The sequence below is a fragment of the Rhodoferax sp. genome (assembly GCF_023701345.1).
Classification (GTDB): Bacteria; Pseudomonadota; Gammaproteobacteria; order Burkholderiales; family Burkholderiaceae_C; genus Rhodoferax.
The window spans coordinates 1-9,490 of the sequence record NZ_JAMPXE010000126.1; the positions used below are offsets into that span (position 1 = coordinate 1).

Sequence of the window (9,490 nt, forward strand, 5' to 3'; positions counted from 1 at the left end):
CGCGCAAGTCGGTCAGAAGGCCCAGTTTTTCAATGGTGCGTTTGAAGCGGCGCAGTGCGACGTCAAAGGGTTCGTTGTCTTTAACACGGATGGTTGTCATTACGTCAAGAGATCCTAAATATGTAAACGTCCGGTATCGGGAAGATCGGGCCTAAAACCTGACTGTTTACGATTTTCTCCGCTTAAAAGTTGATCAGGCAGCGGAGTTTTGCCAGCAAAGCCTAGGATTATAGCGAGCAAGTTTCTGGTTTGTTGCATTGACATGCAAGATTGGCGGGAATCAGTGTAGTTTTTTGAGCAACCATTGGATCACACGACCATCCAGACACAGCTCCAAATGACCCAGTCCGCTGAATTCTGTGACATTGGCATCCGTCAGCACCTGTTCGCGTTGCGGGTACACGATATTGTCGTGCTGCGTCAAGGCAATGTGCATCAATTGCCGGCTTGCCGGCGTCTCACTGGCTTGCAGGCTCTGCAGCCACCTACTGTGCCATGCCATTTGAGCTGCGTTGGTGGTGGGCGACCAACTGGCCATTTGGGTCCCCTGGTGTGGGGTTCCCAGCGTGATGATCCGGGCCACATCGGCACCGCCATATTGGCGTAGCCAGGCCCGAATGATCAGGCCGCCCATGCTGTGTCCGACCAGTGCCACCTGCGCGGCACCGGTTGCCTGCTGCAATTGCCGCACAGCCTGCTGGATTTGGGGGGCGTAACCGTCAATCGAGGTAAACAGCGGCTCCAGCGTGATCGCAAGTACCGGGTGGCCTGCCTGGTGCAGCGCCTTGACGATCTTGTCCCAGACCCGGTAGTTGCATATATAGCCATGCACCAGCAGCACCGGCACCCGCCAGGGTTGGGTTTGTCGGGGCGTATCGGGTAACCAGACGTCGGATTTTGCAACGGCCCAGGGCAATTGGAACCAGAAAATACGCAAAGCAGCCAAAAATTCACCGCCAAAAGCCCGCCACCAAAGGCGGCCTGCCGGTTTGGGGCGTGATTGAACCATGCTCACGCCGATGACGCCAAATTGCAGCAGCAGTGGCAGCAGCAGGACGCACAGCAACACCCCTGCCGTGGCCCCGGCGCCACTCAGGCCCAGGCGATCGGCGGCATAGGTTCCCAGCAGGGCGCCAGACAGCAATTGAATAAAGTAAATGCGGCGCAGTAAGCGGGCGAGCATGAGATGTATCCTTGTTTTTAAATTAAATCAATAGGTTATACATATTTATTAAAGTAATTTATTGATTTTTGTTTGTCAGAAGTGTGTCCAGCAAGGCATCCTTGTCAGCCCACAACTGGTTCACCCAGGTCTGGCACAGTTCACGCAAAGCCTGCGATGGGTCTCCCGCTGCATTGGCGGCAAGCCGCGGCACCGCCAGGGTGCGCGCCTGCACGATGACGCGTGGCACGCGGCCCTGCAAAAACTGCCAGAAATTGGGCGTACCGTCCGGGTAGGCGATGGTGACGTCGAGCACCGCGCCAAACTTCTCGCCCATGGCATCCAGCGCCAGGCTGATGCCGCCGGCCTTGGGCTTGAGCAGGCGCCGGTAGGGCGACTGCTGGCGCTGCTGTTTGGCGCGGGTGAAGCGGGTGCCCTCGACAAAATTCATCACGCTGGTGGGGACCAGCGCGTATTTCTCGCAGGCGGCGCGGGTGGTCGCGGCGTCCTTGCCGCGTTCTTCCGGGTGCTTTTGCAGAAAAGCCTCGCTGTGCCGGCGCATGAACGGGAACTCCAGTGCCCACCAGGCCAGGCCCATGATGGGCACCCAGATCAGCTGTTTTTTAAGAAAAAACTTGAGCAGGGGGATGCGCCGGTTCAGCACATGCTGCAACACCAGAATGTCCACCCACGACTGGTGGTTGCAAATCACCAGGTACCACTGGCGCGGGCTTAAGGTCTGCAGGCCGCTGACCTCCCATTGCATCGCCTGGGTCAGGCGCATCCAGCCGCTGTTGCCCGCAATCCAGGCCTCCGCAATGCGCAGCAGCAGCGGGTCGATGGCCAGGCGCACCCGTCTGAAAGGCAGCAGCAGCTTGACGGTGGCGACCAGCAGCAACAGCGGCACCCAAAACAAAATGTTGAGCAGCATCAGCGTGCTGGCAATGACACCGTTGATCGGCGCTGGCAAAAAGTGAAGCATGGTCAAAATAGCCACTGTTGGCGGCTTGGTAATGTCCTGGTAATCCCCTGACTGCATTTTCGGTGATGATTCGGGTATGAACCCCAAGCCATCAACCCAGCACGCCCATCAACATGCGCCCCTGCAAGTCGCCCTGATCGGCTACGGCGGTGCGGGCCGCATCTTTCATGCGCCGCTCATGGCTGGCGTGCCCGGCCTGCATCTGGCCTGCATTGTGACGCGTCAGCGCGAGGCGGTGCAGCGCGACTGGCCCGCCGTGCCCTGCGTGGCCTCGGCCAGCGCCGCCCTGGCCGACCCCGCCATTGACCTGGTGGTAATCGCCACCCCCAACGACAGCCATTTCGAACTGGCGCAGGCCGCGTTGCAGGCGGGCAAACATGTGGTGGTCGACAAGCCCTGCACCGTGACCCTGACGGAGACCGAAACCTTGCTCGATCTGGCACGCCAGCAAGGCAGAGTGCTCACGGTCTTTCAGAACCGGCGCTTCGACAGCGACTTTCTGGCGCTGCAGCAAGTCATTGCGAGTGGTCAACTGGGGCGTGTGGTGCAGCTTGATTCGCACTTTGACCGCTACCGCCCCACGGTGCCGGAGCGCTGGCGCGAGCAAAACCTGCCCGGCTCCGGCTTGTGGTTCGACCTCGGGCCGCACCTGGTGGACCAGGCCCTGGTGTTGTTTGGCCGGCCCGATGCCCTGCTGCTGGAGCAGGCCAGCGTGCGCGACGGCGCCCGGGTCAACGACTGGTTTCATGCCGTGCTGCGCTACGACACGCCGCAGGGTGGCCTGCGCGTGATCCTGCATGCCAGCACGCTGGTGGCCGAACCGGGACCGCGCTGGGCCGCGCACGGCACCCAGGGCAGTTTCACCAAGTTCGGGATGGACGTGCAGGAAGATGCCCTGAAAGCGGGCCAGCATCCGCAATGGGCGGCATTACATGACTGGGGCCAGGACCCGCAACCGGGCCAACTGCTGCGCATGGAAAACATGGCGGGTGTCGCGTCCCCGGTCTCGGTGCGCAGGGCCGCACCCCAGCCGTCAGGTAACTACCTGGCGTATTACACGCAATTGCGCGACCACTTGTGGGGATTGGTGCCGCAGCCTGGTGTCACACCGGCGCAGGTGCATGCGGTCATGCAACTGCTGGCGCTGGGCGCGCAAAGCGCCGCATCGGGACGGTTTGAGGTGGTGCCACCCGCCCGGAATTAGCCAGGCAGCACCACGCCGCTCAGGTGGCGATGCCGTTGCGCTCCAACAAATCGCTCACCAGCTCCAGTCGCAGCAGCGGGTTGTCGAGTGTCATCAGCCGGTGCTTTTGCGTTAGCGACATGGGCAGCAGATCGCACCAGCGGTTGGCCACCCAGGCGCAATCCTGCAACGCATAGGGCGGCTGAACCGGCATCTGCTCGGGTGTCATGCCCTGCGCTTTCAGCGTGTCCAGCACGCGCGCGAGCGCGCTTGCCACGGGCAACAAATCGTCTGGTAGGGGCACGGTCTGATCTTCTGGCAGCAGCTTGGCCTTGCCAACCCACAGGCCATGTTTAAGTAATTCAGGCTGCGTGACCTCAAAGCGTTGCTCACCCGTGCAGCTGATCATCATCAAGCCCGGCTGCGGCCGGCGCAACTCGGTGATGCGCGCCAGCGTGCCCACCGGGTAAAAAACTTCCTGGCTGGTACTGGCGTCGCCCGCCAGGTTGGTCGGGGCTGCGCGCACCTCTGAACCGCTCACGAGTGTGACGACGCCAAAGGGTTCGTCCGCCTTGAAGCACTTGCTGACCATGTCCAGGTAGCGCACCTCAAAAATACGCAAGGGCAGGTAGCCGCCCGGAAACAGCACCAGATTCAGCGGAAACAGCGGCAACGAATCGAATGATGGGGTATCAGCCATGGACAAGCCAGAAAAATTGAATCTGAATGCCACAGCGCCATGAAGCACGGTGGTGCGAAACCATGTTAACGCAGTCGGGTTTTGGGCTGTTGACAGCTTGAACTCCCTTTTTTATTATTACAAACGTTATAACTTCAAGGTGTTTGCATGTACACGCTCAAATTGACACAAATCGGGAATTCGGTGGGAGTGGTCTTGCCGCGCGAAGCTTTGGCGCGGTTGAAGCTGAGCAAAGGTGAATCTGTTTTTTTAACCGAGACCCCGCAGGGCTATGTGTTGACGCCCTATGACCCGGCCCTGGATGAACAGATTCAAGCGGGCCGGCAATTTATGCACGAATTTCGCGACACCTTTCACCAACTCGCCAAATGAACACGAACTGGCGATGGATCAGCAAGCCCGCGCTGGTGCTGTTGCATCATGAAAGTCTGGCCGAGCATGGTGGCGCAGAGGGTGTGCGCGACGATGGTTTGCTGGATTCGGCGCTGGCCCGCCCCCTCAACATCGTGGCAGACAGCGATCCTGCGGCGTCTCCTGATGTTGCGACATTTGCCGCCAGCTACGGTGTCGGTTTGGCCAAGAACCATGCGTTTGTGGATGGCAACAAGCGCGCTGCATTTTTGGCTGTCGGTCTCTTTTTGGCGCTGAACGGTTGGCGCTTGCAGTGCACGCAGGCTGAAGCGACATTCACCATGCTGGCCGTCGCCGCGGGCGGTGTGCCGGAAGACGCCTTTGCCGACTGGTTGCGCGCGCATACCGCCAGACGCACGCCGTAAACCCTGGTCAGCTTGCCAGGCCACATTTCGCATCCGTCATAATCCCCACCGCTAGAGGTGCCGCCCGGTCGGGTGGCTGAGAAACACTCTTTGAACCTGATCTGGGTCGTGCCAGCGTAGGAAAGCGTTCACCACAGGCGTTGCGCTGAACGGCCCCGGATCAATTGATGGAATCTGCCATGGCCAAGCCACTTTTACCTTCCGATCTCTGGGCTGATGTGCTGGCGCTGCGCGCCCAGCGCCCGCTGGTGCACAGCATCACCAACCTCGTGGTGATGAACTTCAACGCCAATGTGCTGCTGGCCGTGGGTGCCTCGCCGGTGATGGCGCACGCCCACGAAGAGGTGGCCGACATGGCCGCCATCGCCCAGGCGCTGGTGCTCAACATCGGCACGCTGGAGCCCTACTGGATCAACAGCATGTGCCAGGCCCTGGACGTGGCCACGGCGCGCGGCATTCCCACCGTGCTCGACCCGGTGGGCGCGGGTGCCACCCCTTATCGCAACGAAAGCATTCAGGCCATCATGAATGCGGCCATGCCCCGTGTAATCCGTGGCAACGCCTCCGAAATCATGAGCGTGGCGGGCATGGCCGCCCAAACCCGCGGCGTTGACAGCGGCGCCGCGGTGGCCGATGCGGTGCAGGGCGCGCGCGACCTGGCCGCCCGCAGTGGCGGCGTGGTCTGTGTCAGCGGCCCGGTGGACCAGGTGCTCGATGCCGGCGGCCGCCTTGCCAGCCTGGCCAACGGCCATGAGTGGATGACGCGCATCACCGGCGTGGGCTGCTCGGCCACGGCCCTGGTGGGTGCCTTTTGCGCGGTGCAGCCCGACGCCTGGCGCGCCACCGTGTCGGCCATGGCCTACCTGGGCGTGGCGGGCGAAGTGGCCGCGCAACAGGTGCAGGCCAACGGGCAGGGTGTGGGCAGCCTGCAAATCGCGCTGCTCGACCAACTGCAATTGCTCGACGAGGCCACGTTTTTGGGCCGCCTCAAGCTGGTCGTGAGTCAGTAGCATCATGCGGCAGGCATTGTCCGGGGCGCTGCGCCTCTATCTGGTCACCGACCAGTCCAGCCTGCGCGGCCGCACCCTGGCCGATGTGCTGCTGGCGGCGCTGCAGGGCGGCGTGAGTTGTGTGCAATTGCGGGAAAAAGCGCTGTGCACGCGCGACTTCGTGGCGTTGGCGCTAACCGTCAAAGACCTGCTGGCACCGTTTGACGTGCCCCTGGTCATCAACGACCGCATGGATGTGGCGCTGGCCTGCGGTGCGCAGGGTGTGCACCTGGGCCAGTCCGACATGCCGGTGGCGCTGGCGCGGCAACTGTTGCCGCCCGAGGTGTTCATCGGCCTGTCGGTGGAAAACCTCGGCGATGTGGCGCGTGCGGCCGGGCAGGCGGTGGACTACCTGGGCATCAGCCCGGTGTTCGCCACCCCCACCAAAACCGACACCGCCGCGCCGTGGGGGCTGGCCGGTGTCAGCCAGGTGCGCGCCTTGACCGGGCTGCCGCTGGTCGCCATTGGTGGCATCCACCAGGGCAATGCGGCCCAAGTACTGCAAGCCGGTGCCGATGGCCTGGCCGTTGTCAGTGCCATCTGTTCGGCGCCAGACCCCGGCCTGGCCGCGCAATCCTTCACAGAAATCTTCAGAGCACATCAACCAACATGAACATGGAACGCATTCACCAATACCCCCGGGTCCTGTCGATCGCCGGCTCGGACAGCGGTGGCGGCGCCGGCGTCCAGGCCGACCTCAAAACCTTTGCCGCCCTGGGCTGCTTCGGCATGACGGCCATCACCGCGCTCACCGCCCAAAACACCTGCGGCGTGCGCGCCATCCACCCGGTGCCGCCCGACATGCTGCGCGCGCAGATTGACGCGGTGCTGGAAGACATCGGTGCCGACGCGGTCAAGATCGGCATGCTGCATTCCCCCGAAATCGTGCGCACCGTGGCGCAGGCCATTGACCGCCATCAGTTGCAGCGCGTGGTGTTCGACCCGGTGATGGTCGCCACCAGCGGCGCCAAGCTCATCGACGACCCGGCCATTGCCGTGCTGGTGGCCGAGCTGTTTCCGCGCGCGGCGCTGATCACGCCCAACCTCGACGAAGCCGCGCTGCTGGTCGGGCGCCCGCTCACCAGCGCGCAGGACATGGTGCAGGCCGCGGCTGAACTGATAGCGCGCGGCGCCCGTGCCGTGCTGCTCAAGGGCGGGCACCTGGCCGGTGACACCGTGATCGACGTGCTGTTGGAAGCTTCAGGCGAGCCGCTCTGGCTGCAGGCCCCGCGCATCACCACCGCCAACACCCACGGCACCGGCTGCACGCTGTCCAGCGCCATTGCCGCGCATCTGGCGCTGGGCGCCACGCTCACCCAAGCCGTGCAGCAGGCCCGTGAATTTGTGCGCCAGGCATTGCAAGCCGGGGCCTCGGTCAAAACCGGTCAGTGTGATGGCCCGCTGAACCATGGCTTTGCGCCGCTGCCGATGCAGCTGCGCCCGCTGTCGCCCTGATTTGTCTGGTTTTATTGTGGGGCCGAATTTATTCGGCCATGGCGGACTGAAGTCCGCCCCACAGGGGCCAAGATTCAGAATTCAGGCTCGGCGCGCGAACATGGCTTGCAGTGCGGCCGCTTGCGCCTCGGGCTGATCGGCAGCCACCAGCGCCCGCACCACGGCCACCGAGCCCACGCCGCTGGCCAGCACCTCGGGCAGTCGCGCGGCGTCGATGCCGCCGATGGCCACCGTGGGAATGTCGCGCAGCAACACGGCATACATCTTGAGCCGCGCCGGGCCTTGCGGCGGGGTCGCCATGCGCTTGAGCGTGGTGGCATAGACAGCACCCATGGCGATGTAGCTGGGCTTGACGGCCTCGGCGCGCAGCATCTCGGCATAGCCGTGGCTGCTCAGCCCCAGACGCAGGCCGGCGGCTCGGATGGCGTTCAAATCAGCACCGCCCAGTTCTTCAAGGTCTTCCTGGCCCAAATGCACACCATAAGCCCCGGCCTCGATGGCCGCCTGCCAATGGTCGTTGATGAACAGCAGCGCATCCGTGTCTTGCACCGCCTGCACCGCCGCCTGCACTTCGCGTCTGATGGCTGCAGGGTCGTCCGACTTGAAGCGCAACTGCACGGTGGGCACTCCGGCACGCGCCATGCGGCCCACCCAGGCGGCATCGGGCAGCACGGCGTACAGCCCCAAGTGATGCGGGCAGGGGGGGAAGTCATGGATTGCTTCACTTCGTTCGCAATGACGAGACAAATAACCGTCATTGCGAGGAACGTTAGTGACGTGGCAAGCCATGAAGTCCGGAAGTCCTGGATTGCCGCGCTTCGCTCGCAATGACGATGCCGGCGACGCTTCGCTCGCAATGACTGGCGAAGCACCCAAACCAAAGTCTTCCGGCTCGGTGGGCCAGGCGCAGGCCTCGAACTGGCCGGTGCGCCCGGTTTGTTTTTGCCAGGCGCTGGCAACACACTGGGCATCGATGTCGATGAAATCAAGGGCGCGGCAAGCGGCATAAACTGCCTGCGGGATCGGCTCGGTGATGGCCGTGGGCAACGCGGCCAGGTAAATTGGCAGCCGTTCCAGGGATTCGGCTTGCAGCGCCAACTGGCTGTGCTGGCGCACGATCTCGCGGGCCAGGGTGTCAATGGTGTTCAGATTTTGCATGGCGATGGTTTTAGGCCTGGTGCCAAAACGGCGTGCCCAGCACCGGGGTGCTTGGTTGGGCGCTGTCGTGCTCCGGCATGACGCCCGACAAAAATGCTGCCCGGCCAGCGCGTGTGGCATCGGCAAACGCGCCGGCCATGCGCACCGGGTCTTGCGCCAGGGCGACGGCGGTGTTGAGCAGCACACCGTCAAAGCCCCATTCCATCACCTGGCAGGCGTGCGACGGCAAACCGAGGCCGGCATCCACCAGCATCGGCACGTCAAGGCGCTCGCGCAGGGTGCGCAAAGCGTATGGATTGAGCGGGCCTTTGCCGGTGCCGATCGGCGCCGCCCACGGCATGATCGCCTGGCAACCGACATCGACCAGGCGCTGGCACAGCACCAGGTCTTCGGTGCAATAGGGCAGCACCTTGAAGCCGTCCTTGATCAGCCGGCTGGCGGCCTCGACCAGGTTCAGGGTGTCGGGCTGCAGCGTGTAATCGTCACCGATCAGCTCCAGCTTGAGCCAGGGCGTGCCAAACACCTCGCGCGCCATGTGCGCGGTGGTGATGACTTCCTGCACGCTGTGGCAACCCGCGGTGTTGGGCAGCACCGGGACGTTCAACCCGGACAGCATGGCCCAGAAGGCGTTGGGGGCAGCATCGCCGGCCTGCAGGTTTTGCCGCCGCAACGAGGCCGTCAGCATGGCCGGCTGCGCCTGGCGCACGGCCGCTTGCAGCACGCCGGGTGACGGGTAGCGCGAGGTGCCCAGCAGCAGGCGGCTGGCAAAGGTCTGGCCATAGAGCACCAGTGCGTCGTCGGGCGTTTGTTCTGAATACATGTTCATGAGGGTCAATCCTTAGCCCCCGGTCACCGGCGCAATCAGGTCGATCTGGTCTGCGTCGTGCAACGGGGTGTGGTGGTAGGCGGTATTGGGGATGAATTGCAGGTTGATGGCTGCGGCGAAAGGCGGCTTCAAGGGCAACAGGGCCACGGCATCGGCCAGCGTCGCGGTGGCAGGCAACTCAAACGTGTTGCCGTTGATC

General features: G+C 63.3%; 13 protein-coding genes and 1 riboswitch. Of the genes, 6 read left to right on the plus strand and 7 right to left on the minus strand.

What is annotated here, in order from left to right; translation table 11 throughout:
* The 3 genes from rpsU to NDI87_RS14380 all read right to left on the minus strand — a co-directional run.
* Window positions 1-100 (minus strand): 30S ribosomal protein S21 (rpsU, locus tag NDI87_RS14370; protein ID WP_296276096.1); only part of this gene is annotated, 100 nt, incomplete at its 3' end.
* Between the two features lie 180 nt (window positions 101-280).
* Complete coding sequence (locus tag NDI87_RS14375; RefSeq protein WP_296276076.1) at window positions 281-1,183, minus strand: alpha/beta fold hydrolase; 903 nt, start codon at window positions 1,181-1,183, stop codon at window positions 281-283.
* A 58-nt stretch (window positions 1,184-1,241) separates the two neighbouring features.
* Window positions 1,242-2,144, minus strand: coding sequence for an acyltransferase (locus NDI87_RS14380; protein ID WP_296276077.1), 903 nt, complete (start codon window positions 2,142-2,144; stop codon window positions 1,242-1,244).
* A 76-nt stretch (window positions 2,145-2,220) separates the two neighbouring features.
* Here NDI87_RS14380 and NDI87_RS14385 point away from each other — a divergent pair, with 76 nt between their 5' ends.
* Entirely contained in the window at window positions 2,221-3,348 is a 1,128-nt protein-coding gene (locus NDI87_RS14385) for an oxidoreductase (RefSeq protein ID WP_296276079.1), read from the plus strand.
* Between the two features lie 19 nt (window positions 3,349-3,367).
* Here NDI87_RS14385 and NDI87_RS14390 read toward each other — a convergent pair whose 3' ends face one another.
* Window positions 3,368-4,027: an LON peptidase substrate-binding domain-containing protein gene (locus NDI87_RS14390; protein WP_296276083.1), complete on the minus strand. Its 660-nt coding sequence runs from the start codon at window positions 4,025-4,027 to the stop codon at window positions 3,368-3,370.
* A 147-nt stretch (window positions 4,028-4,174) separates the two neighbouring features.
* Between NDI87_RS14390 and NDI87_RS14395 the strand changes: the two genes are divergently transcribed.
* The 5 genes from NDI87_RS14395 to thiD all read left to right on the plus strand — a co-directional run bounded on the left by NDI87_RS14395 (window position 4,175) and on the right by thiD (window position 7,307).
* Window positions 4,175-4,399 carry an AbrB/MazE/SpoVT family DNA-binding domain-containing protein gene (locus tag NDI87_RS14395; protein WP_296276085.1) on the plus strand — a complete coding sequence of 75 codons (225 nt, stop codon included), beginning with the start codon at window positions 4,175-4,177 and terminating at the stop codon, window positions 4,397-4,399.
* Window positions 4,396-4,803, plus strand: coding sequence for a type II toxin-antitoxin system death-on-curing family toxin (locus NDI87_RS14400; RefSeq protein WP_296276087.1), 408 nt, complete (start codon window positions 4,396-4,398; stop codon window positions 4,801-4,803). Before NDI87_RS14395 ends, NDI87_RS14400 begins: the two co-directional genes overlap by 4 nt.
* 43 nt (window positions 4,804-4,846) lie before the next feature.
* Window positions 4,847-4,943: riboswitch (TPP riboswitch) on the plus strand.
* A 39-nt stretch (window positions 4,944-4,982) separates the two neighbouring features.
* Window positions 4,983-5,813 carry a hydroxyethylthiazole kinase gene (gene thiM / locus NDI87_RS14405; RefSeq protein ID WP_296276089.1) on the plus strand — a complete coding sequence of 277 codons (831 nt, stop codon included), beginning with the start codon at window positions 4,983-4,985 and terminating at the stop codon, window positions 5,811-5,813.
* Between the two features lie 4 nt (window positions 5,814-5,817).
* Window positions 5,818-6,465 carry a thiamine phosphate synthase gene (gene thiE / locus NDI87_RS14410; protein ID WP_296276090.1) on the plus strand — a complete coding sequence of 216 codons (648 nt, stop codon included), beginning with the start codon at window positions 5,818-5,820 and terminating at the stop codon, window positions 6,463-6,465.
* Entirely contained in the window at window positions 6,462-7,307 is an 846-nt protein-coding gene (thiD, locus tag NDI87_RS14415) for a bifunctional hydroxymethylpyrimidine kinase/phosphomethylpyrimidine kinase (protein ID WP_296276092.1), read from the plus strand. The genes thiE and thiD overlap by 4 nt, the downstream gene beginning before the upstream one ends.
* 81 nt (window positions 7,308-7,388) lie before the next feature.
* On the opposite strand, the gene NDI87_RS14420 is transcribed toward thiD, so the two are convergent.
* From NDI87_RS14420 to thiS, 3 genes are read right to left on the minus strand one after another with little or no spacing between them, the layout of a single operon-like run.
* Window positions 7,389-8,465, minus strand: coding sequence for a thiamine phosphate synthase (locus NDI87_RS14420; RefSeq protein ID WP_296276094.1), 1,077 nt, complete (start codon window positions 8,463-8,465; stop codon window positions 7,389-7,391).
* A 10-nt stretch (window positions 8,466-8,475) separates the two neighbouring features.
* On the minus strand, window positions 8,476-9,285 hold the full coding sequence (locus tag NDI87_RS14425; RefSeq protein WP_296276098.1) for a thiazole synthase: 810 nt from the start codon (window positions 9,283-9,285) through the stop codon (window positions 8,476-8,478).
* Window positions 9,286-9,303: 18 nt separating this feature from the next.
* Window positions 9,304-9,489 (minus strand): sulfur carrier protein ThiS, encoded by a 186-nt coding sequence (thiS, locus tag NDI87_RS14430; protein ID WP_296276095.1) that lies wholly within the window; start codon window positions 9,487-9,489, stop codon window positions 9,304-9,306.
* Window position 9,490 lies beyond the last annotated feature (1 nt).

Excerpts from the sequence above, each read along its gene's own strand:
- NDI87_RS14375 (WP_296276076.1), bottom strand. The coding sequence starts at position 1,183 with ATGCTCGCCCGCTTACTGCGCCGCATTTACTTTATTCAATTGCTGTCT.
- NDI87_RS14380 (WP_296276077.1), bottom strand. The coding sequence starts at position 2,144 with ATGCTTCACTTTTTGCCAGCGCCGATCAACGGTGTCATTGCCAGCACG.
- NDI87_RS14385 (WP_296276079.1), top strand. The coding sequence starts at position 2,221 with ATGAACCCCAAGCCATCAACCCAGCACGCCCATCAACATGCGCCCCTG.
- NDI87_RS14390 (WP_296276083.1), bottom strand. The coding sequence starts at position 4,027 with ATGGCTGATACCCCATCATTCGATTCGTTGCCGCTGTTTCCGCTGAAT.
- NDI87_RS14395 (WP_296276085.1), top strand. The coding sequence starts at position 4,175 with ATGTACACGCTCAAATTGACACAAATCGGGAATTCGGTGGGAGTGGTC.
- NDI87_RS14400 (WP_296276087.1), top strand. The coding sequence starts at position 4,396 with ATGAACACGAACTGGCGATGGATCAGCAAGCCCGCGCTGGTGCTGTTG.
- thiM (WP_296276089.1), top strand. The coding sequence starts at position 4,983 with ATGGCCAAGCCACTTTTACCTTCCGATCTCTGGGCTGATGTGCTGGCG.
- thiE (WP_296276090.1), top strand. The coding sequence starts at position 5,818 with ATGCGGCAGGCATTGTCCGGGGCGCTGCGCCTCTATCTGGTCACCGAC.
- thiD (WP_296276092.1), top strand. The coding sequence starts at position 6,462 with ATGAACATGGAACGCATTCACCAATACCCCCGGGTCCTGTCGATCGCC.
- NDI87_RS14420 (WP_296276094.1), bottom strand. The coding sequence starts at position 8,465 with ATGCAAAATCTGAACACCATTGACACCCTGGCCCGCGAGATCGTGCGC.
- NDI87_RS14425 (WP_296276098.1), bottom strand. The coding sequence starts at position 9,285 with ATGTATTCAGAACAAACGCCCGACGACGCACTGGTGCTCTATGGCCAG.